This is a genomic window from Promicromonospora noduliphila (genome assembly GCF_056951025.1).
Genome location: NZ_CM167806.1, coordinates 5,411,602 through 5,437,534, shown reverse-complemented (window position 1 = coordinate 5,437,534; position 25,933 = coordinate 5,411,602). Strand labels below are relative to the sequence as shown.

At 71.8% G+C, this 25,933-nt stretch carries 20 protein-coding genes and 1 tRNA gene; 10 read left to right on the top strand and 11 right to left on the bottom strand.

What is annotated here, in order from left to right:
- Nucleotides 1–28 precede the first annotated feature (28 nt).
- Nucleotides 29–901 (bottom strand): L,D-transpeptidase, encoded by an 873-nt coding sequence (locus AC0QU1_RS23670; RefSeq protein ID WP_483572913.1) that lies wholly within the window; start codon nt 899–901, stop codon nt 29–31.
- A gap of 308 nt (nt 902–1,209) precedes the next feature.
- On the opposite strand from AC0QU1_RS23670, the gene AC0QU1_RS23665 reads away from it, so the two are divergent.
- On the top strand, nt 1,210–2,673 hold the full coding sequence (locus tag AC0QU1_RS23665; RefSeq protein WP_483572911.1) for a helix-turn-helix domain-containing protein: 1,464 nt from the start codon (nt 1,210–1,212) through the stop codon (nt 2,671–2,673).
- 122 nt (nt 2,674–2,795) lie between these two features.
- Here the strand turns inward: AC0QU1_RS23665 and AC0QU1_RS23660 are convergent, their stop codons facing one another.
- Complete coding sequence (locus tag AC0QU1_RS23660) at nt 2,796–4,028, bottom strand: MFS transporter (protein WP_483572910.1); 1,233 nt, start codon at nt 4,026–4,028, stop codon at nt 2,796–2,798.
- Nucleotides 4,029–4,641: 613 nt separating this feature from the next.
- On the opposite strand from AC0QU1_RS23660, the gene AC0QU1_RS23655 reads away from it, so the two are divergent.
- On the top strand, nt 4,642–8,772 hold the full coding sequence (locus tag AC0QU1_RS23655; RefSeq protein WP_483572909.1) for a hypothetical protein: 4,131 nt from the start codon (nt 4,642–4,644) through the stop codon (nt 8,770–8,772).
- Between the two features lie 454 nt (nt 8,773–9,226).
- Complete coding sequence (locus AC0QU1_RS23650; protein ID WP_483572907.1) at nt 9,227–9,349, top strand: hypothetical protein; 123 nt, start codon at nt 9,227–9,229, stop codon at nt 9,347–9,349.
- 231 nt (nt 9,350–9,580) lie between these two features.
- Here the strand turns inward: AC0QU1_RS23650 and mscL are convergent, their stop codons facing one another.
- The 3 genes from mscL to AC0QU1_RS23635 all read right to left on the bottom strand — a co-directional run bounded on the left by mscL (nt 9,581) and on the right by AC0QU1_RS23635 (nt 12,199).
- Nucleotides 9,581–10,000 (bottom strand): large conductance mechanosensitive channel protein MscL, encoded by a 420-nt coding sequence (gene mscL / locus AC0QU1_RS23645; RefSeq protein ID WP_483572905.1) that lies wholly within the window; start codon nt 9,998–10,000, stop codon nt 9,581–9,583.
- 348 nt (nt 10,001–10,348) lie between these two features.
- Nucleotides 10,349–10,984 (bottom strand): RcpC/CpaB family pilus assembly protein, encoded by a 636-nt coding sequence (locus AC0QU1_RS23640; RefSeq protein ID WP_483572903.1) that lies wholly within the window; start codon nt 10,982–10,984, stop codon nt 10,349–10,351.
- A gap of 870 nt (nt 10,985–11,854) precedes the next feature.
- Nucleotides 11,855–12,199 (bottom strand): FmdB family zinc ribbon protein, encoded by a 345-nt coding sequence (locus AC0QU1_RS23635; protein WP_483572902.1) that lies wholly within the window; start codon nt 12,197–12,199, stop codon nt 11,855–11,857.
- 186 nt (nt 12,200–12,385) lie between these two features.
- Here AC0QU1_RS23635 and AC0QU1_RS23630 point away from each other — a divergent pair, with 186 nt between their 5' ends.
- Complete coding sequence (locus AC0QU1_RS23630) at nt 12,386–15,112, top strand: penicillin acylase family protein (protein WP_483572901.1); 2,727 nt, start codon at nt 12,386–12,388, stop codon at nt 15,110–15,112.
- 67 nt (nt 15,113–15,179) lie between these two features.
- On the opposite strand, the gene AC0QU1_RS23625 is transcribed toward AC0QU1_RS23630, so the two are convergent.
- Nucleotides 15,180–15,827 carry a 5-formyltetrahydrofolate cyclo-ligase gene (locus AC0QU1_RS23625; protein WP_483572900.1) on the bottom strand — a complete coding sequence of 216 codons (648 nt, stop codon included), beginning with the start codon at nt 15,825–15,827 and terminating at the stop codon, nt 15,180–15,182.
- A gap of 227 nt (nt 15,828–16,054) precedes the next feature.
- Between AC0QU1_RS23625 and AC0QU1_RS23620 the strand changes: the two genes are divergently transcribed.
- From AC0QU1_RS23620 to AC0QU1_RS23600, 5 genes are all read left to right on the top strand, one after another.
- Entirely contained in the window at nt 16,055–16,666 is a 612-nt protein-coding gene (locus AC0QU1_RS23620; RefSeq protein ID WP_483572899.1) for a GNAT family N-acetyltransferase, read from the top strand.
- Between the two features lie 234 nt (nt 16,667–16,900).
- Nucleotides 16,901–17,899 (top strand): hypothetical protein, encoded by a 999-nt coding sequence (locus AC0QU1_RS23615; protein ID WP_483616327.1) that lies wholly within the window; start codon nt 16,901–16,903, stop codon nt 17,897–17,899.
- A 124-nt stretch (nt 17,900–18,023) separates the two neighbouring features.
- Nucleotides 18,024–18,096, top strand: a tRNA-Ala gene (locus AC0QU1_RS23610).
- Nucleotides 18,097–18,275: 179 nt separating this feature from the next.
- Nucleotides 18,276–18,548: a helix-turn-helix transcriptional regulator gene (locus tag AC0QU1_RS23605; RefSeq protein WP_483572897.1), complete on the top strand. Its 273-nt coding sequence runs from the start codon at nt 18,276–18,278 to the stop codon at nt 18,546–18,548.
- Between the two features lie 3 nt (nt 18,549–18,551).
- Nucleotides 18,552–19,907 (top strand): tyrosine-type recombinase/integrase, encoded by a 1,356-nt coding sequence (locus tag AC0QU1_RS23600; RefSeq protein WP_483572896.1) that lies wholly within the window; start codon nt 18,552–18,554, stop codon nt 19,905–19,907.
- Here AC0QU1_RS23600 and AC0QU1_RS23595 read toward each other — a convergent pair.
- The 4 genes from AC0QU1_RS23595 to AC0QU1_RS23580 form a co-directional block, all read right to left on the bottom strand.
- Nucleotides 19,879–20,580, bottom strand: a complete 702-nt coding sequence (locus tag AC0QU1_RS23595) for a nucleotidyltransferase family protein (RefSeq protein ID WP_483572895.1) — start codon at nt 20,578–20,580, stop codon at nt 19,879–19,881. The two genes, AC0QU1_RS23600 and AC0QU1_RS23595, sit on opposite strands and share 29 nt — an antisense overlap.
- 201 nt (nt 20,581–20,781) lie before the next feature.
- Entirely contained in the window at nt 20,782–21,474 is a 693-nt protein-coding gene (locus AC0QU1_RS23590; RefSeq protein WP_483576795.1) for an alpha/beta fold hydrolase, read from the bottom strand.
- Nucleotides 21,475–21,610: 136 nt separating this feature from the next.
- Nucleotides 21,611–22,738, bottom strand: a complete 1,128-nt coding sequence (locus AC0QU1_RS23585) for a ParB N-terminal domain-containing protein (RefSeq protein ID WP_483572894.1) — start codon at nt 22,736–22,738, stop codon at nt 21,611–21,613.
- Nucleotides 22,728–23,699 carry a hypothetical protein gene (locus AC0QU1_RS23580; protein ID WP_483572892.1) on the bottom strand — a complete coding sequence of 324 codons (972 nt, stop codon included), beginning with the start codon at nt 23,697–23,699 and terminating at the stop codon, nt 22,728–22,730. The genes AC0QU1_RS23585 and AC0QU1_RS23580 overlap by 11 nt, the downstream gene beginning before the upstream one ends.
- A gap of 85 nt (nt 23,700–23,784) precedes the next feature.
- Here AC0QU1_RS23580 and AC0QU1_RS23575 point away from each other — a divergent pair, with 85 nt between their 5' ends.
- Nucleotides 23,785–24,906: a helix-turn-helix domain-containing protein gene (locus tag AC0QU1_RS23575; protein WP_483572891.1), complete on the top strand. Its 1,122-nt coding sequence runs from the start codon at nt 23,785–23,787 to the stop codon at nt 24,904–24,906.
- Between the two features lie 126 nt (nt 24,907–25,032).
- Here AC0QU1_RS23575 and AC0QU1_RS23570 read toward each other — a convergent pair whose 3' ends face one another.
- Nucleotides 25,033–25,932 (bottom strand): dienelactone hydrolase family protein, encoded by a 900-nt coding sequence (locus tag AC0QU1_RS23570; RefSeq protein WP_483572889.1) that lies wholly within the window; start codon nt 25,930–25,932, stop codon nt 25,033–25,035.
- Between the last annotated feature and the right edge of the window lies 1 nt (nt 25,933).

Genomic DNA, 25,933 nt, shown 5'->3' with positions numbered 1-25,933 from the left:
CGGGCCCGGTCCGAGCCGGACGAGCCCGTCAGGCCCGGACCAGCACCGGGACGCCCGGGTCGAGGTCGCTGAGCCGCTCGAAGTCGGCGCTCGTCAGCCGCACGCAGCCGTTGCTGACCGGCAGGCCGACGTCGACGCCCACGTGGATGGCGGTGGCGGCATAGTCGGTGCCGTAGAACCCGTCGAGGGCCTCGCTCTGCATCGACAGGAATACCGAGAGCCCGGTGTTCACCGCCTCTGTCACCGTGAAGACCTGGGTGAGGCCCAGCGGCGTCGGCGTCTCGGGGGCGCCGACGGCGGCGGGGAAGCTCTCGCGGTCGCCGTCGGCCCGCGTCACGGTGACCGTGCGGGCCGATACGTCGACGACGACCGACCGCTGCTCCTTCTGCAGCGTGACGTCGCTGCCGCGCAGCCAGCCCGAGACGCCGTTGACCCGCTCGGGGTCGCGCGACGGGAGCGACCCGCGCCCGTACGGGATGAGCACCTTGACCCAGCCGGGCCTGCGCTCCAGCACGAGCCAGCGGGCGTTGGCGTCGTAGTAGGTGGACTCGAGGGCGAGCACTGGCGCCTTGGTCACGTCGGGCCGGGCCCAGACCGGGATGCGGGGTGCCTTCGGTACGGCCACCGAGCCGGGCAGGCCGCGGAGCGTGTCAGCCTTGGCCAGCGGCAGCGCCCGCGGGAGCATCTTCTCGATCTCGGGGCCGGGCAGGAGCGCGAGGGAGAACTTGGCGGGGCTTGGCGTCAGCGTCGGGCTCGGGCTGGGACTAGGGCTGGCCGACGGCGACGGGCTCGCCACCGCGGCCGGGGCAGGTTCGGCGTCGGGCTGGAGGCCGATCCAGACGGCGGCGCCCAGGACGGCGCCCGCCACGGCGCCCGCAGTCCACGCCCAGGTTCGTGCCACGCGGCGCCGCCTTGCCTGTGCGTCGGTCTGCCGGCGGCCGCGGCGGGCCGACGCGGCGCCACCTCGGTGACGCGGGGCTGGGTCGGCCGGTGACCCGCTGAGCAGCTCCGACATGTGATCCCTCCGTGCTCCCGCGCCGAACCGCGCCGTCTCCATGGTGCACCGGGCCGGATCCCGGTGCAGCCGAGTCTCGGACGATACCGGCTCGTCACACTTGTCCGATATCTTCGTCTGCGCCCGAACCCCTGGGCATTCGAACTGTTGTCCGATACTGTCGTCCGACAGACCTCGACCAAGGAGAGATCACCGTGGCCCCCGCCGACCGGATGCCCCCCGGTACGACCGTCCCGACGCGCCGCTCCCGCAACCTGGTGCTCACCGGCGCGATATCCGTCGCACTCATCTCGACCGGTTCCGCGTACCTGGCGATGGTCCAGTTCGGCATCGACGTGCTCGCCATGAACCAGGGCACCGCGTACGCGACGGCGGGCGTCTTCGAGCTCTCCCTCGTCACCGTCGCGCTGCTGGCCCGCGAGGCCGCGCGGGACAACCGGCCCGGCGGCACCCTGCTCACCCTGACCTGGGCACTCTCCTCGGCCTCCGGGGTGTTCGCCGCCTGGCACGAGGCCTACATCGACCACCCCGTGGGCGCCGTGCTGTTCCGGTTCCTGGTGCCGCTGCTCGCCGCGCTCATGTGGCACCTCGCCCTGATCGGCGACCGGCACCTGGCCACCGGCACGTCCTGGTCGGCGATGCGGCAGTCGGCCCGTATGCACGCGCTCTTCCTCACCACCGAGGACCTGTTCCGGGCCCAGAGCCTCAACGACGGTTCGCGGGCCGCCCGCCGTCGGCTCAACCGGGCCGAGGCCGGACGCCGCAGGGCGCGCTCCGTGGCGCTGCGCACCGTGCCGCCCACCGAGATGCGGGCGCAGGTGGCGGCCTGGTGCGAGGCGCTCGCCGCGGTTGGGGACGGCACCGCCGACGTCGCCCGCCTGCACGCCGCCGACCGCCAGCGGCTGACCGGCATCCTCACCGACGAGCGGCTGGACGCCCGGGCATCCGGTACGCGGGCGTCGGGCGCGCGGGCCGAGTTCGGGGCGCCCGAGTACGAGGACCGCGCCGCCGATGCGGTCGCGGCCGAGTTCGCCGGGCTCACCGGGTTCGGGGAGCGGTACGACGGCGTCGGCGGGCGGCGTGATGCCGTCTCGGCGCGGTACGACGCCGGGGCCGACCGTGCCGTGGAGCGGTACGACGGCGGTACGGGGGCGCGCGACGGGGCCGTGGCGCGGTACGACGGTGGCGCGGCCGACGTCGACGGTGCCGTGGAGACGGGTGACGTCCTCGTGGGGGCGCGAGACGGCGCCTCGGGGCGGTACGACGCCGTCGGCGGGCGTGACGGTGAGCCGCAGCGCCGGACCGGACGGCGCAGCGCCGCCCTCGAGATGCCGCGTCAGGGGGTGCGCGAGCGCGCGCCCGAGCCCGATGGCGTGTTCGACCAGGCCGAGGCCCAGCCCGAGCCGGTGCCTGCGGAGCCGTCCGTCGCTGCGGCCCGGGCCGCCGCGAACGTGCGGGAGGCGACGCCGGCGCCCCGCACGCCGCGGCAGAGCACCGCGCTCGGCACGGCGGCCGCCGAGCGCATGATCGACCTGCGCGCGGAGGGCCGTAAGGTCCGGGAGATCGCGGAGGAGGTCGGCGTCAGCGAGTCGACCGTGCGCAAGCGCCTGCGCGAGTTCACGGAGACGGGCTCGGTCCCGATGGTCACGGCCCGCTGAGATCGGTCCTCTGGCCACTGGGCCGGCCCGAGATCGGTCGCTTGTCCTGAGATCGGTCCATCGCCGGACCGATCTCAGGGCAACGGACCGAACTCGGTGCGTTCGGTCCCTTGGTGGCCCAGCTAGTCGGCCGAGCTCGCGTGGGCGATGTTGCCCAGGGACTTCCAGACCAGCGCGAGCGTGAGGCCCGCGCCCGCGCAGGCGAACCACCACGGGGCGACGAGCCCCCAGTGCTCGGCGATGATGCCGCCGAGGAGCTGGCCGAGTGCGACGCCGCCGAACACGCAGATCATGTAGATGGAGCCCACGCGGCCCTGGAACTCGCGGGGCACCGCGCGCTGCCGGACCGTCGTGGAGAGCGTGCCCCACACGAAGGCGTAGACCCCGAACACGCCCATGATCATGATCGCCACCCAGCCCGTCGTCGTCAGGGCGAACGCCGCGTGGTACAGCACCTCCAGGGTGAGGCACACGCGCATCAGGGTGGCCAGGTCCACGTGCCGCTCCAGCCAGCCGTACGCCACGGTGCCCACGATGCCGCCGACCGCCGCCGACGTGGTGAGCAGGCCGTAGCCGATCTCTGTCATGTGCAAGTGGTCCAGCGCGTACTTCACGAGTACGGCGCCCGGCGCGGCCCACGTGATGTTGAAGGTGAGGATGACGATCGCCAGGGTGCGCACCGGTGCGTGGTGCCAGATCCAGCGCAGCCCCTCTGCGATGTCCTGGCGCACGTGGGTCGGCGGGCCGGTCCGGGGCGGGGCGCTGGGCAGGCGGACCCGCGAGACCAGGACGACCGCGAGGGCCACGCAGACCACCTGCACCACGAACGGCCAGACCATGCCCGCCGCGAAGAGGAACGCGCCGAGCGGCGGGCCGGCGAACTGGTTCGCCGTGAGGAAGCCGGCCTGGAGGCGCTGGTTGCCGGTGCCGAGGTCCTTGGGGTCGACGAGCATGGGCAGCAGGGTCTGCTGGGTGGTGTCGGCGAAGACCTCTGCGGTGCCCCAGAGGAACATCGAGGTGAGGACCAGCCAGATGGACACGGTCCCGGTGGCGATGAACACGCACAGCACCGCCACGACGACCGCGCGCATGACGTTTGCGACGATGACCACCGTGCGGCGGTCGAGCCGGTCGGCCAGCACACCGGCCCAGAGGCCGAACAGGAGCCACGGCAGCCGCTCGAGCATGGCGGCGAGCGCGACGAGGAAGGCGCTGTCGGTCTGCGAGGCAACCAGCAGGGGTCCGGCGGCGAGCGCGATGCCGTCGCCGACGTTGCTGGTCCATGATGCCGAGACGAGCCAGCGGAACGACCGGCCGAGCCGGCGGGGAAAGACAGCCTCGACGAGTGTGCTCACAAGCGATCGAGTCTAGGAGGGGGTGTCGAGGCTTTTTCGCCACCCTCGGGCGGCGCCCCGGAGCGGGTGATCTTGTGGGCGCGGAACACGGGCTCGGCGCCGTCGCGGACGGGTGCGGACGACGGCGGCGGGAACGCCGCGGCGAGGGGTGCCGGAACGGCGGAATATCGCGGTAGAGAACGTGATCAAACGGGCCAGTCGAAGGGGCAGAAATTGCCCTTCTATAACGTTTCAGTGACCCACGTCTTCCAACCTGGACGATCGTCCGACTCGGTGTTGACGTCCGCCGGGAACAGGTGCAGACTCTCACAGGACGGTGCGCATCGCCCGCCCCCTGCGCGGTGCGCATCGTCATTCCCTGTCGGGCTCCGGCCCGTCTGCTGAGCCCCTTCGGACCCCCTGCCGGAGGGGCTTCTGCATGTCCCGGCGCGGGGCTCGGCATGCCGCGGCCCGGGGCGCCCGCATACCGTCGCGGACGTCGGCCCGGCGGCTCCGGAGAGCCTCGCTCGCCCGGGCGGCCCGGACATCTGACACGCCGGGGCGTCGGGCGCTCCGGCGTGTCGCACGGCGTGGCGTCCGGCCGTTGCGGACGCCACGCGGTTAGCGTGCTGGCGTGAACGCTGCACGCCGCCAGACCGCAGCCGCCCCAGGGATCTCGGCCGACCTGTCCGAGGAGCTCTCGGCCGCGCTGAACGACGAGACCGTGGACCGGGCCGCCGAGCTGGCTGCGTCGGAGGCTGCGGGGTCCGCGGGGGACCCCATGGCCGAGTCGGTGGCACGCTGGCGCGCGAGCCTCGTCCGGCTCGCCGGAGGCTCCTCCCTTGCCGACGTCGGACTGCTCGGCGAGGCGGTCATCGACCTGTCGGCCGCGCACCCGTCCGGCGTCGCCCAGCTCTTCGCCGGCCGGCCCACCCGCCTGTCCAACCTGGTGCGCGAGGCCGGTGCGCGCCCGGCCGCCCGCCGTCGGGCACGGGCGGTCGCCGCGCGCTCGGCCGAGCACGCGCAGCGCTACGGGGTGTCGCCCACCTACCTCGCGATCGGCGTCGCCACGTGGACCGAGCGGCCGGCCCGCGACGGCTCCGCCAACGACATGGAGGCCATCACCCGGGTGCTGGGTCCCGCGGGCTCGCCGCCTGCGCGCGGCGCGACCCCGGCGCCTGCGTCCCGTGCCGCCTCGGCGCCTGCGCGCGGTGCGGCCTCGGCGTCCGGCGTCGCGTCGGCGTCAGGCATCGCCTCGACGTCGGAACAGGGCGGGGACTCCGCCGACAGCCCCGCCGAGGCCCCGCCCCTCACGGAGTCCGTCCCGATCGTGACGCTGGCCCTGCCGTCGGCCGCCGGGGCGCCGTCGTCGGACGACGACCAGGAGCCGCGCGTGGTGCGCGCGCCCGTGCTGCTCCGGCCCGTCATGCTCACGCCGCGCAGCGACGGCGAGGGCGACTACGACATCACGCTCGACCCGACGGCCGAGCTCAACCCCGTGGTGGCGCGCACGCTGCGCGCCAACGGCGCGCTGCTCGACCCGGTGGCCCTGGCCAAGGCGACCTTCACGCTCGCCGGGTTCAACCCGACGGACGTGCTGGACCGCGTGGCGAGCCTCGGGTCGGCGGTGCTGGGCGACTTCGAGCTGGACCGGCGCGTGCTGGTGGGCACCTTCGTGCACCCGGGGCAGGTGCTCGTGGACGACCTCGACGAGCTCGGCCCGGCGCTCGGGCGGCACGAGGTGGTCGCGGCGCTCGGCGGCGTGGACGAGTCCGTGACCCGGCTGGGCAGGCTGGAGCTGCCCGAGCCGCGCGTGGGGGACGCCGACCCGGCGCACGAGCGCGGCGTCGGCGACCTGGACCCGCACCAGCGGCACGTGGTGGACGCCCTTGCGACGGGCAGCCACCTGTTCGTCGACGCCCCGGTGGGGTCCGACGTCGCCGGCACGCTGTCCGCCGTCGTCGCGGAGGCGAACGCGAGCGGGCGGTCCGTGCTGTACGTGCCGGGGCACCGCAGGGCTGCGGACGCGCTGGCCGCGCGGCTGGACGCGCTGGGCCTGGGCGGGCTGCTGCTCGACATCGCGCCCGTCCCGACGTGGCGCACGTCGGCGTCGCGCCGCCTGCTGGAGGCGATGACGCCGACGCAGGAGCACATCGACGCGGCGGAGGTCGCGCGCGTGCGGGACGCGCTGATCGGGGCGCGCGCGCAGCTCTCCGGCTACATCGAGGCGCTGCACCGGGTGCGCGACCCGTGGCGGGTGTCCGCCTACGACGCCCTGCAGGCGCTGGCCCGGCTCACGTCCGAGCGGCCGGCGCCGGCGACCCGGGTGCGGCTCGAGTCCCAGACGGTGCTCGCGCTGGGCACGGAGCGCCGTGCCGAGCTCGCGGCCGACCTCGAACGGGCCGCCGAGCTGGGTGCGTTCACGCTGCGGTCGGCGTCGAGCCCGTGGTTCGGCGCGCACATCCTGACCGACGACGACGCGCGCGTCGCCCTCGCCCGCGTCAACCGCCTGGCGGACCACACGCTGCCGGAGCTGCGCAAGCAGATCGAGTACGTCTCGCGCGTGACCGGCCTGGTCACGGCGTCGACGGCGCGGCAGTGGGGCGAGCAGCTCGCGATGCTCGGCGGCATGCGGGGCACGCTCGACGTGTTCCAGCCGATGGTCTTCGAGCGCACGGCCGCCGACATGGTGCAGGCGACGGCCTCGCGGCGGCAGCGAGCCGAGCAGGGCGTCGAGATGGGTTGGCTCGAGCGGCGCCGGCTGAAGCGGCGTGCCCGCGAGATGGTGCGGCCCGGGGTGCGCGTCCCGGACATGCACGCAGCGCTCGTCGAGGTGCAGCGGCAGCGCGAGGTGTGGCAGGCGCAGTGCCCGCGCGGCGGCTGGCCGACGCTCCCCGAGGGGCTGGCCGGCGTGGAGGAGACCTACGAGGCGGTGCGCATCGACCTCGAGGCGCTCGAACCGGTGCTGCGTTCGTCGCACGCGGGCGGCGGGCTGCTCGACCTCGACCTGTTCGCGCTGGTGCAGCGGCTCGCCTCCCTGTCGGAGACGGAGGAGGCCCTTGCCCAGCTCCCCGAGCGGACCGCCGTGCTGCGGCGCCTGCGCCAGGCCGGGCTCGGCGAGCTGGTCGACGACCTCGAGCGGCGCCGCGTGGAGGCCGACCTCGTGGGGCCGGAGCTGGAGCTGTCGTGGTGGTCGTCCGTGTTCGAGGAGATCCTGGCGACCGAGCCCGACCTCGCCGGGCAGGACGGCGCGGGGCTCGACGCCCTCGCCGGCCGGTTCCGTGAGCTCGACCGGCGGCACGTCGAGTCCCTGTCCGCGCCCGTGCGGGCGGCGGTGCGCGCCCACCTCGGCGCGGCGATGCGCGACGAGCGCGAGGACGCCGAGGCGCTCTACGCGAAGCTGGTCGACGGCGGCCTGACGTCGATGCGGGACCTCGTCGCCGAGCACCGCTCGACCGTGCGTCGGCTGCGGCCGACCTGGGTGTCGACGCCGACGCTGGTGCCGCACCTGCTGCCGGCGGAGCGCAACGCCGACCTGGTGATCCTCGACGCGGTGCAGCACGTGCCGGTCGAGGTGGTGGTTCCTGCGCTGGCCCGTGGCCGGCAGATCGTCGTGGTCGGCGACCCGCGGTCGGCGTCGGGCACGGCGGTGCGGGACCTGGCGCGGCTGCTACCGCGCGTGTCGCTGCAGCCGGAGCCCGCGCGGCGGGACCCGCAGCTCACCGCACTGCTCGCCGAGCACGGGTACGAGGGGATCATGCGCCCGGCGCCCGTGCCGCGCACCGAGGCGCTGGTGCACTTCTCGCTCGTGGACGGGAGCGGGATGCCCGACCCGGTCTCCGGCACCGTCGAGTCGACCCGGGCCGAGGTCGAGCGGGTGGTCGACCTCGCGATCGAGCACGCGCTGACCCGGCCGGAGGAGACCTTCGGCATCGTCACCGTCACCGCCGCGCACGCGGACCGGATCCGTGAGCGGCTGCTCGCGGAGGTGCGGGCCAACCCCGCGCTGGCGCCGTTCTTCGCGGGGTCCCGCCCGGAGCCGGTGGTGGTCGCCGACGTGACGGGCGTGGCCGGGCTCGCGCGCGACACGATAGTGCTGACCCTCGGCTTCGGGCGGACGCCGCACGGCCGCGTGCTGCACCGGTTCGGCGTGCTCGGCGACGGCGGCGGCGACGCGATGCTGCTCGGCGCGCTCGGGGCGGCGCGCAAGCGGCTGCACGTGGTGTCGTGCTTCCCGGCCGCGGACCTCGACGCCGAGCGGCTGCGGGGGCCCGGGCCGCAGATGCTGGCGAAGGTGCTGGCCTTCGCCGAGGAGCGCTCCGGGCTCGCGGACCAGGTGGAGATCGGCAACGGCGTGGACGTGGCACGGTCGATCGACCGCCTGGTCGTGGACCTGGGCGAGCGGCTGTGGCGGTCCGGCCTGGTGGTCGAGACCGACTACGGCCTGCCCGGCGGGGACCGGATCCCGCTCGCGGTGGGGCACCCGGACCTGCCGGGGGAGCTCCTGGTGGCCGTCCTGACCGACGACGCCGCCTACGTGGCCGAACCTTCCATCCGCGTGCGCGACCGGCAGCTCGCCGAGCGGCTCGAACGGCTCGGGTGGGTGGTGGCCCAGGTGTGGTCGGCCGCCGCGTTCCTGGACCCGGACGCCGAGGCGGAGCGCGTGCGGCGCGTGGTGCTCTCGGTGCGGGACGCCCGGGTGGGGGTCTCCGGGGGAGTGGCCCCGGCGGCGGAGCTGGTGGTGCCGCAGGTGCTGGACGACTGAGTGTTTGCGCTGGTCGGGCTCGGGGATGGTTCGTGACTTGCGGTGGTCGGGTGCGGGGGCGGTTCGTGACTCGCGGTGGTCGGGTGCGGGGGCGGTCCGTGACTCGCGGTGGTCGGGCACGGGAACCGTCCGCGACTCGTGATGGTTCCGGCCGGCATCGAAGGTCCGCCTTGAGAACGGGATCTGGCATGGGTTTGACGCGAGACGCATGCCAGACCCCGTTTTCGCGGAGGACCTTCGTCGGGTGGTGGCTTGGGCGTGGGGCTTGCTGGGCGACAATGGTGTCGTGAGTGAGTCCGAGAGCACTGCGGTGTCGTCCGAGAGCACTGCGGTGTCTTCGAGCACGGCGTCGGAGGATGTGAGGGGCGGCCCGATTCGGGGCGGCGGCGCACCCCGGCGGCGGGGTCCTCGGCGGGCCGTGCGGCGGGGGAACGAGCGTGAGGTGGTACTCGGCGTGAGCGCCGACGAGCGCCCGGCCGGCTGGGGCGAGGGCGCCGACGGCGAGGCCGAACCCGACGCGGGCCACGGCTCCAACGACGAGCAGCTCCGGCAGGACGTCCCGCCGCACTGGGCCTGACCATCTGCTGGGCTGGGCTGAGCGCGTGTGGTCGGTAAAAGGTCAGGTGATCGGCAACTCGGAATGCCGATCACCTGACCTTTTACCGACCACACTGGTCCGCGGGGTGCTCCGCCGGCGCATATGGGGGTGCCAGGTGCGCCAGGCTGGCGTCGGGCCCTCGGGCTTACCGGCGTGGGCGCGGCGGGCCGCTCACACCAGGCGTGCCGGTGAGGGGCTGGGCGGGCGGGGCTAGTTGGACTGCGTGGGGGAGCTGGTCTGGGTGCGGAGCAGGTCGCGGATCTCGGTGAGCAGTGCGACCTCCGCCGCGAGCTCCTCGACGGTCTCCTCCTCGGGCGTCTTGCGCAGCTCCATGAGCTTCTTGACGGGGAGGATCACGAAGAAGTAGATCGCCGACGCGATCAGCAGGAACATGATCAGGCCCTGGATGAACAGGCCGATCGGGAACTCGGTGGACTCGCCGCGCCAGTTCGGGATGCTGAACGCGATACCGGAGAAGTCGGGGGCGCCGACGAGCCACCCGATGAGCGGCATGATGAAGCCGTCGACGAGGCCGCTGATGACCCCGGAGAAGGCAGCGCCGATGACGACGGCGACGGCCAGGTCGAGCACGTTGCCGCGCGTGATGAACTCCTTGAAACCCTGAAGCATTCTGTTTCCCCTGCTGTTGTTCACGAATGATCTCGGGCCGCCGGGATCGGCCCGGTCATGGATTCTCCGGTTTGTTCGGAGATTCCGCACCTCGAACGGCACATTCCGCCGAATTACGGCGCCGTTTGGCCCCACTATGCCCGATGCCGCAGGCCGCCGGAAGAAGGTCCGGCCTCGGCCCACGGCACCAGCCGCCGCTCCTACAGCACCGGCACTGCTCCCCTACGCTCCAGGACTGCCGCCCCCGCTCCAGGACTGCCGCTCGTTGCACCGGCACCGCCGTCACCGATCCCAGGGACTGCCGCTCGGGGCACCGGCACTGCCGTCACCGATCCCAGCACTGCCCGCCTATGGCACTAGTACCGCCGTCACCGATCCCCAGCCCGAGACCGCCGACAGTTTCGGGGCGTCCTGTGGGGTCACGGCGACCAAGGTGACGGGCCGGTCCGCCTCCGACGCCGGACCGAGCAGCCCGCCGGTCGCCTCCGGCTCGCGCCCGGCGGGGACGGGCAGCACCAGCGCGTCGCGGGCCAGGTACTGCGGTGCGGTCGCCGGCTCGCTGCCCGACGTCGTCCCCGCGAGCAGGTCCACGCGGTCGCCGGGACGCAGGAGGGCGGCCACGGCGTCGTCGGACAGGCGGACCGGGACCACTACCGTGCCGCGCGGGGCGGCGGCGGAGACGCCGTCGTCCGAGACGAGGGCCGTGTGCAGGGGTGCGCCCGCCGGGAGCCCGACCACGGCCGCGCGGCCCAGCAGGCCGCGCACCGTATGTACGGCACCGGGCGGGGCGACGTCGGTGGCCACGGAGCGGACGACGACGTCTTCCCTGCTCAGCGGGGTTCCGGCCGCGACGGGGCGGGCCGTGACCGCGACGTCGACGGTCGGGGGTGGCGGCGGGCGCAGGAGGTGCACCGTCAGGGCGACGGCGAGGCCGAACGCGGCGGCCGCGAGGGCGAAACGCCAGCGCCACAGGATGCGCCGCACCTTGCGAACTGTGGCCGGACCGAGCAGGCCCGGACGGTGACCTAGGCGCTGCCGGCCCGGACGGGGCGGGTCGAGGCGCTGCCGGTTCGGGCCTAGTTGCCGGCTCGCGTCCAGTTGCTGACTTGCGTCCAGTTGCCGGCTCGGGTCCATCGGGGAGCTGGTGAGCCCTGCGCGTCGCTCGTCGTGCGCGATCCCGGCAATCGGGACGGGCGGTGGGCCGCCGAGCGGCATCTGCGAACCGGAGTCCCGTGGTGAACCGTGACGTACGGCCGGTTCAGCGAGCGTGTCGAGAAGTCCCATGACCGCGACGTTAGGCGGCCGAGCCCGGAGCCTGGTGCCGCCGTCGGCCAGGCTGTGCACAACCCCGGGAAAGTGATGCCTGTGGTCGCGCTCGGATCCCCGGGAACTGGTCGGGAGCGACCGCGGACCGGTCGCGAATCTTCTGGAGGGGACACCTTGGATCCAGGATGCATCGCACGACCTGGATCCAGGATGTACCCCGCGAAGTCGGCACGTGGCATCGAAGTCGGCCATTCGCATCGAGATCGGTACAGCCCTGGACCGATCTCGATGCGGACTGCCGACCTCGGCGCCCTGGCCGTCGTGGACTGCCGATCTCGGCGTACGGATCCGTGAGAATTGCCGACTTCAGCGCACGGACCGCTGCAGACTGCCGATCTCGGCTCCCAGCCGTCGCGGACCGCCGATTTCGGCGCCCTGACCGTCGCGGACTGCCGACCTCAGCGCCCCAGCCGTCGTGGACTGCCGATCTCGGCGCACGGACCGCTGCGAAACTGCCGATCTCGGCAGGTCTGGCGGTCCAAGAGTTGCCCTGCCCAGCGCGCCACGGCACGCCAGGGAGCGAGATCCTCAGGCCGAGGCGGCCTTCGCCGAGCTGGAACCGCTCGACGAGGAGCCCGACGAGCCAGAAGAGCTCGAAGACGACGAAGAACCACCCGACGACGAGCCCGAAGACCCGTTCGACGAGCTCGACGACGACCCCGACGCCCCAGCCTTCACCGTGCTGCTCGTCGACGTGCTTCGCGAGTCGGTGCGGTAGAAGCCGGAACCCTTGAAGGTGACGCCCACCGAGCTGAACACCTTTCGCAGGCGGCCCTGGCACTCGGGGCAGACGGTCAGCGACTCGTCACTGAACTCCTGGTGGATGTCGAACGCGTGGCCGCAGTCGGCACACCGGTACGCGTAGGTGGGCACGTGCACTCCTCTGGGACGTCAGGCGGACCTGGGGCATCGCGCGCTCACCGGGACCGGGCCTGGCACTCGGGGTTTCCGAGTGCCAATAGTAACGGTCAACAGGCTGGGGATAGTCCCAGGATCTCCCGATCCCGTTCACCCGAGCGCGTTCACGGAAGCCCAGGGGCGGGCGGTAGTCTCCACTGCGTGTCCGCGACCACTTCCGCCGAGCCCGTAGAGCCCGCCGAGACAGCCTCCTCCGACGGTGCGGGGCCCGCCAAGCCTCGTCGGCGTCGGACCCGTACCTCCCGCGTCCGCCAGTTCCTGGTCGGCACGGCGGTCGTCCTGGTTCTGGCGCTGGTCGCCGCGACGACCTTCGGCTGGCTCACCGCCCGCCGTCCGCTCCCTGAGCACTCGGGGGAGGTGCAGGTCGAGGGCCTCGGCGCGGACGTGCGCGTCAGCCGCGACGCCCAGGGCGTGCCGCAGATCTATGCCGACTCGGCCGAGGACCTGTTCCGCGCGCAGGGCTACGTGCACGCGCAGGACCGCTTCTTCGAGATGGACTACCGCCGCCACGTGACCGCAGGCCGGCTGGCCGAGCTCGTTGGCAACAACGCCGACGCGATCTCGGCCGACATGGTCATCCGCACCTTCGGCTGGCGGCACGTCGCGGAGGAGGAGTTCAACATCCTCGACGACACCACCCGGCAGTACCTCCAGGCGTACGCGGACGGCGTGAACGCCTACCTCGCGGACCGCAGCCCCGCAGAGACGGCGGTGGAGTACACGGTGCTCGACGTCAGCGTCGAGGTGAACGAGCCCGAGCCGTGGGATCCCATCGACTCGCTCGCCTGGCTCAAGGCCATGGCCTGGGACCTGCGCAGCAACTACGAGGACGAGCTCGACCGGGCGCTCGCCTTCAGCACCATCGGCGACGCCGCGCGGGTCGCGGAGCTGTTCCCCGCGTACTCGGGCACCGGCAACGCGACGATCCTCGATCCCACCGAGGCGGGCGCCACGGCGACGACGCCGACCACCCAGGGCGCCCAGACGACGTCGGCCACGGTTGACCCGGCCACGGAAGACCAGGCCACGGCGGACCCGGCCACGGCGGACCTGTACAAGAACCCGGACCTCGCCGCCGCCGTCGAGGCGGCGCAACAGGCGCTCGACGCCGTGCCGGTGCAGATCGCGCGCGGCGAGGGCACCGGCTCGAACTCATGGGCGGTGTCGGGCCAGTACACGGAGTCGGGCCAGCCGCTGCTGGCCAACGACCCGCACCTCGACCTCGCCGCCCCCGGCATCTGGGCGCAGGTGGGCCTGCACTGCAACCAGGTGAGCGCCGAGTGCCCCTTCGACGTGTCCGGGTTCTCGTTCTCCGGGTTCCCCGGCGTGATCATCGGGCACAACGCCGACATCTCCTGGGGCCTGACCAACATGGGCGCCGACGTCACCGACTTCTTCATCGAGCGCGTCCGCAACGACACCTACCTGCGGGGCGAGGACCAGTGGGTCCCGATGGAGAAGGAGACGGAGGTGATCCGGGTCGACGGCGGCAGCCCGATCGACCTGGAGGTCCGGCGGACCGTGCACGGCCCGATCATCTCGTCCGTCATGGAGGAGGCCGCGATGGAGGCGGTGCGCGACTCGCCCACCGAGACCGGCACCGCGCTGGGCCAGTACGAGATCTCGCTGCAGTGGACCGCGCTGGAGCCCGGCCGCACGGCCGACGCCGTGTTCGAGATGAACCGCGCGAGGAACGCGCAGGACATGAAGGCGGCCGCCGCGAAGTTCGAGGTCCCCGCGCAGAACATCGTGTTCGCCACGACCGACGGGCACATCGGCTACCAGGCGCCGGGCAAGATCCCGGTGCGCGCCAACGTGCCGGGCGCGGTGGAGTCCGACGGCACCTGGCCCCGCCCCGGCTGGGACGCCCGCTACGACTGGACCGGCTACGTGGACCCGGCCCAGATGCCCGGCGTGATCGACCCGCAGGAGGGCTTCGTGGTCGCGGCGAACCAGGCCGTGCTGCCGGGCGGCTCTGGGCCGTTCATCACGCGCGACTGGGACTACGGGTACCGCTCGGAACGCATCCGCACCCTGCTCAGCGAGCGGATCGCCGAGGGGCGCAAGCTCACGGCCGACGATATGTCCGAGATCCAGCTCGACCAGTGGAGCGTGTTCGCGGAGACCCTCGTGCCCGTGCTGCTGGAGGTGGACCTCCCGGCGGGCTACGAGTCGGACGGCCAGGCCCTCCTGGCCGACTGGGACAGGTCCATGGACGCCGACTCGGCGGCGGCGGCCTACTTCTCGGCGGTGTGGCGCAACCTCCTGGAGACCACGTTCAACGACGAGCTGCCGGAGTCCATGTGGCCCGACGGCGGCAGCCGCTGGCTCGCCGTCATCCAGGGCATGCTCGACAACCCGAACGACGCGTTCTGGGACGACAAGTCCACCGTCGCCGTCGTCGAGAGTCGGGACCAGGTGCTGACGGAGGCGCTGCTCAGCGCGCGCCAGGACCTCACGGTCGAGCTCGGCAAGGACGCGGACGACTGGGAGTGGGGCACGCTGCACCAGCTCAAGCTGGAGCACCTGATCCTCGGCGGGTCGGGTATCCCCGCGCCGATCTCCACCTACATGAACCCGGCCCCCGTCAAGGTGGGCGGCGGTTCCTCGATCGTCAACGCCACGTCGTGGGACGCGTCCAGCGGCAGCTTCGGGGTGACGAGCGGCCCGTCGATGCGCATGGTCGTCGACATGGCCGACCTCGACGCCTCGACCTGGGTGGTCGTGACCGGTACGTCGGGGCATCCGGCGTCGGCCCACTACGACGACCAGCTCGGCGCCTGGGCGACGGGGGAGACCTTCCCGTGGCCGTTCAGCCCCGAGGCGGTCGACGCGGCGGAAGAGGACGAGCAGATCCTCACGCCGTGACGTGCGGCGCCCTGCGCCAGCGACATGCCGCCAAGGGACATGCCGCGAGGGGCCGTGCCGCGAAGGACTATGCGGTGAACCAGCGCCAGTCGTCGGTCGTCGCGACGGCGTGCACCAGGATGTCGTGCTCCTCGCGCGGCAGCGGGTGGTCCGCGGCGTCGTACACCTCTTCCGGGAAGACGACGGCGACCACCTTCGCGCCCGGGCGGAGGTGGGTGAGCGCGCGGTCGTACCAGCCGCCGCCCTGGCCGAGCCGTACCCCGCGGGTGTCGACGGCGAGAGCCGGCGCCAGGACGACGTCGGCCAGCTTGATGGCGTCCGTGCCGAGGGTGGGGCCGCCGGGCTCGGGCGGCCGACCGGGAGCGCGCTCCAGGAGGTCGTCGGATCCGGTGTACTCGGCCCAGTCGCGGGCGAGGCCGGCCCCGAGCACGGGGAGCAGCGCGCGGACGCCGCGGGTCGTGAGGCGGTCCAGGAGCGGGAGCATGCCGGGTTCGGCGGTGCGGGCGGCGTACGCGGCGACGCATCCGGCGTCGCGCACCTGGGGAATGGACTCGATGACGTCGGCGAACGACTCCGCGGCCTGGGCTCTCAGCCGGGCGGACCGCTGGCCGCGTTGTGCGCGGATCGCGCGGCGGAGCTCTTCCTTGGCGTCACCTGTCTCCATCCCGGGGCGGACGGGGTAAGGCTGTGGCGTCGGGACAGAGATGCCGCTCATGACCGCTATTGTGCCAAGACTCCGAGACAAGATTGTTACGAACAGCGCAACAAGAAGGCGAGAACATGACCGAGCGGCTGCTCGACGGGTCACGGACCACCGAGCGTGGTAGACCCTCTCCTACGCCGGGATTCGTCAGGGGACGTGGCAAGGGGCGAACGATGATGCCGTCGAGTAAGTCGGACGTGCCGGAAGGCACCACGGGACTGTTTGGTAAGGGGTGGACGGTGGCCAAGCCATGGCCGGTGACGCTGCGCGAGGACACGGCGGCGGGGACAGTAGTGCTGCGCCCGCTCCGGCGTCGGGACGCGACCGACTGGGCCCGCCTGCGGGCCGAGAACGCGGCCTGGCTGGAGCGCTGGGAGGCGACGTCGCCCGGCGCCAACCGCTACATCGCCTCGACGTTCGGCGAGTACGTGCGCTCCCTGTCCGCGCAGGCCCGCGCCGGGACGTCGCTCCCGTTCGGCGTGGAGCTCGACGGCGCGCTCGTGGGGCAGCTCACGGTCGCGTCCATCACCTGGGGCTCGATGTGCTCGGCGAGCATCGGGTACTGGGTCAGCGAGAGCGTGGCGGGGCGGGGCGTCATCCCCACGGGTGTCGCGATGGCCACCGACTACGCCTTCTTCCTCGGCCTGCACCGCATCGAGATCAACATCCGGCCCGAGAACAAGCCGAGCCTGCGCGTGGTCGAGAAGCTAGGCCTGCGGGACGAGGGCGTGCGCGAGCGGTTCCTGCACATCCAGGGGCAGTGGCGCGACCACCGCACGTTCGCCATCACCAGCGAGGAGGTCCCCGACGGGCTGCTGGCACGCTGGCAGCGCACGCGGGAAGCCCTGTGACGGTGGGACACGCCGCGCGTGGTGCGGCGGGCCGTGGTGTTGCTCGCCTAACGTCGTGTTGTGGAAGCGACCGGGGGACTCACAGCCGTAGCGCTGTTCGTCCTGTGGTTGGGCTACTGGATGCCGAGCCTCGTGCGGCGTCGGGCAGAGCTTGCCGAGGCGCGGGTGACGGACCGGTTCTCGGGAGGGCTGCGCATCGTCGCGATGAGCGGCTCACGTAGGAAGGGAGGGGCGATGGTTACCGACGGCAACCCGCGGGCTACCGGCCAGGGCCTGCCACGCGTCGCCCGCCCGACCCCGAAGCAGGGTCACCCCCTCCAGATCATGGTCCGCGGCCGCCCGCTGACGGCGGAGCGCCTCCGCCGGGCCGAGCGGCGTGCGCGCCGGGCCGCCCGGGCGCGGCGCCGGTTCCTCGTCTCCGTGTTCCTGCTCCTGTGCAGCGTGGTCGCCTGGACGCTCGTCGGGTTCGACCGGCTGCACTGGGGCGCCGCTGTCGCGCCGTCGGCCATGCTGCTGTTCGTGCTGTTCCTGGGCCGACGCGCGGCCCGTGCCGCCCGGCGGGCGGACGCCCGGTGGCAGGCGACCGTGCGCGAGGCGCGGCAGCGCGCCACGCAGGCCCGTGCGCTCGCGAACGGCGGCCCGTACGCGCCGCGCAACCGGGCGCAGGTGGTCGGCCTGGCCACCCGCGGCTCGGACACGGAGACCCAGGCGATCCCGCGGGTCGGCGGCAAGAACGTGCTCGACGAGATCCTCGACGGGCCGGACGAGCCCAAGGTCATCGAGGTGCCCGTCGAGGCGTCGGACGGCGGCTCTTCCGCCGCGGCGGAAGAGCCGGTCAGCGGGGGTGCGTGGGACCCGGTCCCGGTGCCGCTGCCCACCTACGTGACCAAGCCGGCGGCGCCGCAGCGCCAGCCGGCGGCGCTCCCGGCCGCTTCGTCGTCTGCTTCGGGGCCGACGGCGGGTTCGGGCGGCTCCGGTCGGCAGGGTGCGTCGGGTGCGGCGGCTGAGGCTGGGCCGACGGCGGGCGGGGGTGCTGGCTCGGGGGCTTCCGGGGTGGCTGGTGCCGCGGCTGCTGGAGTGACTGCCGGGGCGCCTGCCTCGGCGTCGGGCGATGCCGAGGTGGACCCGGTCGCGGAGGATGAGCTGCTGCGGGGCGAGCCGCCGCGCATGAAGTCCGAGACGCTTGCCACGCCGCTGGAGGAGATCCTGGCGCGACGGCGGGCGGCGGGGTGATCTCGCTGGTCGGGCCGGGCGATCGTGCTGGTCCGGGGCACGCGGGCCCCGGGTTGGTGACCCGCGCGACACGGCATCAAGTTGCGGATGACCTGATGTGAAGTGCTACTCTTCTGCAGTCCGAGGGGCTATGGCGCAGTTGGTAGCGCGTCTCGTTCGCAATGAGAAGGTCGGGGGTTCGAATCCCCCTAGCTCCACCCGGTGAAGGCCGCTGATCCGCTCGAAAGAGCAGGTCAGCGGCCTTCGACGTTCCTCGCAGGGCACCTAGAGAAGGAATGGTGCAACGAGGATGACACGGTTCGTGACACGGTTTGAGCGCCCACGGGTGCCACTCAGTGCCCATGGTCCGACGTGGCTCCAGGTGGCCGCCGGACTCATGAGGGGAATGAGCGCCGAGCCCGAGGAACCACTGGACCGCACCCCGATGTGGACCCTGGACGAGCTCTGCACGTTCGTGCGCACGACCCCTGCCACGGTCCACACGTGGCGCAAGCACGGGCGGGCGCCGAAGGCGCACCGGATCGGCCGGCACCTGCTGTTCGCGGACGCCGATGTCCGGGCGTGGTTGAAGGCGTGCGCCGAGGCCGCCGAAGGTCCCGACAACACCGCTGACGGTCCCGCTGCTGATGCTGACGGGTCGGGGTGGTGAGCCGTGGGCAAGCACAAGCTGGAGCCGGGCGAACACGGCGAGATCTTCCTTCAGCAGACCGGCCCGAAGACATGGCGTGGGCGCACGAGGTTGTGCCTGTGGGACGGTACGGAGACGTGGGTGTCCCGCAACGCGTCGACAGACGATGCAGCCCGGCTGAAGGTCCAGAAGGGCGTCGTGGAGCGGCTGAGCGCAGCCCGCGGCTCGGACGACCTGAAGCCCAACTCGAAGGTCGGGCTTGCGTGCCGGCAGTGGGTCGCCGAGATGCGGGTGCGTTCGGAGTGGCCGCGTCCGCCGATCCGTCCACAGACTGTGGACGAGTACGAGCGGCTGCTGGGTAACCACGTGGTGCCCAAGCTGGGCAAGCGCCGCCTGAACGAGCTGACCCCCGCCATCTGCCAGGCGTTCCTGGACGGGATCGTGAAGCTGGGTAAGTCCGAAGGCCGGCAGGCCAAGGGGCAGGAGATGGTCGTCACAACGCTGCAGGTGCGGTCCGCGCTGTGCATGGTGCTCGACCGCGCGGTCGTACATGACGCCATCCGGGACAACCCAATGCGGAAGACGATCGCACCGGCGAGGAAGAAGCCGAACCCCAGGGCGATGACGGTGACGGACGTGTACCGGCTGCGTGCCGCGGTCCGGGCGTGGGAGAAGGACCGTCAGGGCAAGCCCGGGCCGAAGCCGACGGGGCACCTCCCTGCGGCGATCGACGTGATGCTCGGGACCGGTATGCGCATCGGCGAAGTGATGGCGCTGCGCTGGGGCGAGGTGAACCTGTCCCCGGACGGGCTGCCAACGATCGCCGTAGAGGCGACCCTGGCGGACGTGAAGGGGCAGGGCACGGTGCGGCAACCGAAACCGAAGACCGACGCGGGGGAGCGGACCATCATCATCCCGGCGTTCGTCGTGGAGTCGCTGGAGCAGATCCGCCCTGCTGTGACGACCGCGGAGATGCCGGTGTTTCCGTCGCGTCGGTTCAAGGACGAGCGGGCTGTGTCGAAGGAGCAGACGACCGCCAACATGCGCCGCACTCTCCGATCCGCGCTGGCGCTGGCGAAGATGACCGGTCAGGTGCATCCCCACCTGCTGCGCTCCACGGTGGCGACCTATGTCGCGCGGCGGATGCGGGCGGCGGACGCGGCAGCACTGCTGGGGCACAAGATCGATGCCGGGGTGACCGGGGAGCACTACATCGAGCGGCTGCGTCTGGCGCCGGACACGTCGGCCGTGCTGCAGGAGATGGTCGACATCGGCAAGGAGGAAGCCAAGAAGGCGAAGCGAGCAACGGCCGCTACTCAGGCTGCCGCGGGACGGCGGGAGAGCCCGATGGTTACCAGAGCGGAGGCTGCTCTTCGTTGACGGCGTGACGCTGCGCTCCGGCGGTTTGGCGTTCGTACACGACTCGCATCTGGTCCGTGACGTCGCTGAGGTCCTCGGTGTGGATGCTGAGGTATCCACTGCGGTTCTTGAGGAGCCGCTTGGCTTCGGTCCTGGCCCAGCCGAGCTCGTCGATGTAGTTGGCGAACGTCTTGCCTGAAGCGCGGGCGTAGGCCAGCGCCGCCTGTGGGGTGTCCTGGTCAGGACGTTCCTCAAGCACTACGTGGAGGTCGACGTCACCGAAGTCGGTGGCCGTCTCGTCCAGCAGTGAGCCAAACAGGGAGATCCTCTCGATCCATAGCGGCTTGTCCGGGTCTGCGTTGTACTCCGCAGCGCGGTCGAGGACGTCGGCGAGGAGGGCTTCCGCCTTTGTTCGGGAGATCGGTTTGAGGAACGAGGCGCCAGCCAGGGCACTGCCGAGAAGAGTCGTGATCCACAAGGTCTCAGGCTCTCCGTCGTCGCCCTCGCCGGTCTGGCGTAGTACGTATCCCGCGGCCTCAAGTTGTTGGAGAAGCAGTTCGGCCTGAGGAACGTCGACCTTGACGAGGTATGCGATGCGTTCGGTGAACGTCCAGCCATGCAGGCAAGTCCGCGCAACGCTGCGCGCGAGGCCCGGCTCGATCCCCGCTAGGGTCACTCCGCGCTGCAGTCGCATGGCCCCAACATTGGCACAGGTGCCGGCACTCAGTTGATCCGAACTAGTGGCTCGTGACTCAACACGGCCTCGGTGAGGCGAGCGTGCTCACGACGTCGTCGTGCCGCCTGAACTGGCTCTTCGCTACCTTCACGCGTTCGAGATCCCGGCCGTGGACGAGGGCTTGATCCGTGCCGTTGGCGTTTGACGATCGGCCTCCGGTCAGTACCGGCCGCACGCTGCGGTGACTACCTCACGCCACAGTTCTGGATGGGTCTGCCAGAAGTCGTGCGGGACATCGGGAACCGTCTCAAAGAGACCGCACGGGACGAGCTCACCCAACTGGGCGAGCGGCCACGACGGGCGGATGTCCGCACCCGCGGCGAAGAAGGTCATCGGCACCTGAGAGTCGGCCAGGGTGCGCCAGAGACCCGGCTCGTGGATCCAGTCGAGGAACGAGGCCTGGAGCGCGGCGTGGACCTCGGCCGACCAGGCGATGTCGGGGCCGGGATCTGTGGCTCGTCCCGACTCGTACTCCACGGACCAGGAGCGGTCCTTGTGCAGCCCGTGCCCGGCGATGCCGACAACCCGCACCACCGACTCCGGGCGGTCGAGCGCGTAGCGGACGGCGAGGTCGCTGCCCCAGGAGTGACCGAGCACGATCCATTTCGCGATGCCGGCTGCGCTGCGCACCTCCTCAAGGTCGGCCACGGCCTGCGCCATCGTGTGTGGTCCGCCTCCGGACCGGCCGACGCCGCGGGGTTCAGGGAACCACGCTCGGAAGCCTTTCGGCGCCAACTCGTCCGACTCCAAATAGTGGACGCATCCCGGTCCGCCTGACAGCACAACGACGTCAGGCCCGGTGCCGCAGACGCCCACATGGAGCCTCGCACCGCCATGGGTCGTCACTGCCATGGAGTCCATCGCGCGATGCTATCGACCCGCGCGCAAGCCGCCCGGTTCGAAGAGGAGCAAGATCGGCCATTGGCTCGGGGAGATCGGAACCGTGATGCTGTCTCGGCGGCGACGACGCCGTGCATGTAGGGCTCGGTTACCAGAGCGGAGGCTGTTCTTCGTTGACGAGGTGATCCTGTGCTCCGGTGGGTTTCTGGCGCCGGAGTGCAGGGTGCCTCTTGTGGCGAGCGGCATGGATCTCGGTGCACAAGTGCTCGAGGCGCTCAGTTGTGCTGTGCAGGCGCACGAGGTCGCCGCTGCTCATGCCCGCGGCGAGTCCGGCGACGTCGGCGTGGTCAATCCACTCCTGAATGTCAGCAACAACCTCGGCGAGGGGTCGCGCCGTACCTGGAACTGTTGGCTTGGCGTCGTCGGAAGCGGGCGCCTTGGGTTGCGGTGTGCGTGTTCGGGCGAGGGCTGCTTGCGCGATGGCGGCCAGTTCGGCTGGATCGTCCTGGCCGTCGCCTGCCGGGGGTTCGGCGTCGGTGGCGTGGTGCTCGGTGATCGCCGTGCGGATCTGCTTCCACTCCTTCTCTGGGGAGGCGCCGTTGGTGGTGATGTCGTTCCAGGCGGTCTCGGCCATGGCACGGATGTGGTCGGGCATGTCGGGGTCGTCGCGGGTGTCCTTGATCCGTCCGGCGTGTTCGAGCCGGGTGTAGGACTTGGTCCCGGTGACCATCCGGGCGGCCTTGGCGCGCGCGTCACCATGCTGGCCCGGAACGGGCTCGCCCTGCTGGTTCGGTGCCGCCGATTCGGCGGGGCCGTTGTTGTCCCTTTTGCCCCCGCCGTTCGTGTTGCCGTCCTTCCAGCCCGCGTTGGTCGCGTTCTTCGTGGTGTGGAAGCGGGTGGCCTGCTGCCGGTGGGCGGCTTGTTCGGTCTCGGCGGCCTTGTACTCGCGGTACAGCTCCTCGGCAGTCTCCAGCGGCAGCGGCTCACGGATGGTGTTCTCGTCGTGTTCGGCGATCAGGTCCCGTAGCCCTTCCGTGGCACGGCGGACGAACACCGGCACGGTCTTCCAGCCGAGCAGCTTGACGGCTTCCAGGCGTCGCCACCCGCACAGGAGTAGGCCGTCGGGGGTAACGGTCAGGGGGCCGAGCAGCCCGACACGACGGATCGAGTCGCACAGCGCTTGGAGGTCGCCGAGATCGCGCCGGTGCCGGTACCCGACGGTGATGGAGTCGACGGCGCGGTCGAGCCGCAGCCCGTCGGTGTCGTCATGCGGCATGCTGAGCCTCCCGGGCGTCGAGGTGGCGTGGCGGGGTCAGGTCGTGCGCGTCCTGCTCGATCACCAAGTGTGCGGTGTCGCCGGCTAGGAGGCGGTGGAGCAGGCCGTCGCGGCTCGGTGTTCCGAGTACGGCTGAAACGAGGCGGGTCCAGGTGGGCTGGTCGACGTCCAGCGCGGCTGCCGGGTGGTGGTCCTTGCGGAGCCGGTCCCGCGCCGCCGGAACACCGCTGGCCGTGATCAGAGTCGTGGCGATGTGCTCCAGCCCACGCCGGGCTACGTCCTCAGGCCACCCGACCGCGACCAGAACCGCGATAGCCGTCCGGGTCGCGGCCCGGACCCGGCGCACGGCAGCGGCCGTGGTCGGGTCGACATCGCCGGCAGCCGCGGGGTCGGAGCGTGTGGTGGCCAGGGCGAGTTCGAGCCAGGGCGCAGCCTCGCCGTCCGAGCTCGTGCTCGGGGCGGAGGGGTCACCGATGCGCATCGCGGGTGGCAGGTCGGGGCGGGCCATCAGGCGACGTGCGCGGTCCCGCGAGCACAGCAGCTGATCGGCGCGGTCCTCGGCCCGCAGAGTCCGGGCCACCGCCGTGGTGACGACCGCCCAGGGGTTTCGTGCCCGTCGCACGGCGGGACTGCGGAGGGCTTCGAACGCCGCGACGGCGGCGTCATGTTCGGTGAGGTGGTGCTTGCGTGCTAGGTGGCGGTACCGGTCGGCGCAGTACGCCAGCAGCTCGGTGGCCTCGGGAGCGGTCGCCCACGCCGCATCGCCTCCCCCGGCGAGACGGTCGAGCAGGGCGCGGAGCCCCTCCGGGGTGGCGAACGCCGGCCGGACACCGTCCGGGCCTGTCCGACCGGAACGAGGAGGTGCTTCGCCGTCAGCGCGCGGGAGAACCTTGGCGGGTCGCTGGTCGGGGTGGCGGTCCGGCCCTGCCGTCCGGACTGCGCCCGTGCTCTGGTCGCTCATCATCAGTACCCAGTCGTGGCACACATGGCGGACCACGTCTGTGCACTACGGTAGGTCGCCAGATCAGAATGTGCAAGACTTACACATGACGGACTGGGATGTTGTGATCATGCACTCCAGAGATAGCCTGATGGGCATGGGACACCCCACCGAGCCCGAGCACCCCGACCCGCACGCTGGATCCGACCAGCAACCTCGCTATGTTCGCGAGCGCGTCGACGGCACGGTTCGCGGCGGCCAAGCGTGGTCGAGCTCCTGGACCGCGGGCATCGGCGAGCGGCTGCGCTCCGCCCGCCGGGCCGCCGGGCTGACCACGCAGCAGGTCGCCGAACGAACCGCAGAACTGGGCTACCCGATGGCTAGGGCGAGCATCGCGAACCTGGAGACCAGGCCCCGGGAGAAGATCTACCTGCAAGACGTCGCGGTACTCGCAGCCGCGCTCGGAGTCGCACCCATCGAGGTGCTGTACCCGCTGGAGGTCAGCACCGTCCCGACCGCCACACCCACACCCGTCGGCGTGGTCCGCCGTGGCGTGCTGAAGAACACCAGCACCCAGACCCTGCCCGGCCGCACCGAACGAGCCCCGACCGCCGCCGCCTGGTTCACCGGCGGATACGGGAGAGTCCTCGAAGCACGCCTGGCGGCTATCACCGCCTACGGCAGGTTCGAAGCCCGTGGCCAGTTGCTGGCGATGCTCGTTGAAGAAGAGAAAGCCGGAACTCTGCAAGCCAGAGCCCAGGACGTTGGCGCCCCTGCACCCCGCCAGTTCATGAGCGTCTTGCGGATGGAGGTCTACGACCTCGCACGCTGGGCCATCGACGCAATCACCGCCTACGAGCAGCTCGCAGCCAAGGTCGGCGACACCAGGCCCGCGGTCAGCGACAAGGAGCGTGAGATCGCTGAGCATGTTGCCGCGACCGCACTGCCGGGGTATATCGAGGACCCGTACGAGCGGCCCTACGTCCACGGCGTGCTGACCATCGGCGCCCCCGAACCCGGAGCCACACCCTTCTACCTCCAGGACGAGCCCGAGAACCGCTGGACCCCACCCGACCTGACCCGGCCCGCCACCGCGTTCGAGGCCACCCCGCAAGACCGACACCGTCGGATCAAGCCTGAGCAGCCAAAGCATGCTGAACCCTGGCCCTCGCCCGCCGGCCCGCCGCGACGACGAGACGGCGGAGGCATGGACGCACCTGGACTGTAGAAACGCATATCGAGCGCGGACGTGGAGTGTGCCGACACCTAGTGCCGTATCAGGCAACGTTTGCCCTGTCGACCACGGCTCGTAGCCACTGGCGGCAGACCGCACGTCGGCGTCGCGCCGGTGGTGTCAGGAGCTGCTCGCGGTGCCAGGGCTGCCCAGGTGCCGGGCGAAGAACCGGATCGAGCTGTCGATTTCGAAGGACGGGATTGCAAAGTGGCCGCCGGGGTTGGCGTGCAGGGTCTTCTCGGCGGAGCCGAGTGCGTCGAACAGCTTCATGACGGTGTCCCGCGGATGCCCTTCATCGTCCCACTGCAGCACGTACTCGACCGGGACGGTGATCCGTGCCGCGGTGTCGGTGAGCCAGTCGCTTGCGATGAGGCCGAGGACCGCGGCCTTGATCCGCGGTTCGGTCGCGACGAGGCGGATGCCCGTCTCACCGGCAGCGGACAGGCCGTAATACCCGACGGGGTGGCTGTCGCCGACGGAGTCCAGTTTCTGGAGTGCATCGAGGGTGGTCTGCCAGTCGGGTACGAGCTGCGACGCTACGACTTCGCAGAGGGCGGGCCATTCTGGGCCGGCGGGCTCGCCTGCCGCCTTTCGTTCGTCGTTGATCGCGACCAGCCGCCGGATCTCCGGGTGCTCCGGCCTGTCACCGGTACCGGGCGCGTCGATCGCGGCGACCGCGAAGCCGCAGGAGGTGACGTAGGGGAAGGCTCGGGAGACGACCTCCCATCCCTTCTTGTGCTGGCCGCCGCCGTGCCCGATCAGGACCAGCGGACGGGGACCGGAGCCCTCGGCGGGCGTCCAGAGCACCCCGGGGATGTCCCCGATAGTGAAGAACTGTTCGCGGATGCCGTCAACGACGGTCTCTGAGGTCATACGCATGACAGGACTAAATCGGTATTCCCGCTGACGCGGCGAGTTAATTATCCGGGCGGCCAGGTCGGAGACGATGATGCTCGGCGCCGGTTGATCTCCCGTCGCCCGGGCACGATCGGCCACGCCCGCGCGGGCTGCCATGGTCACG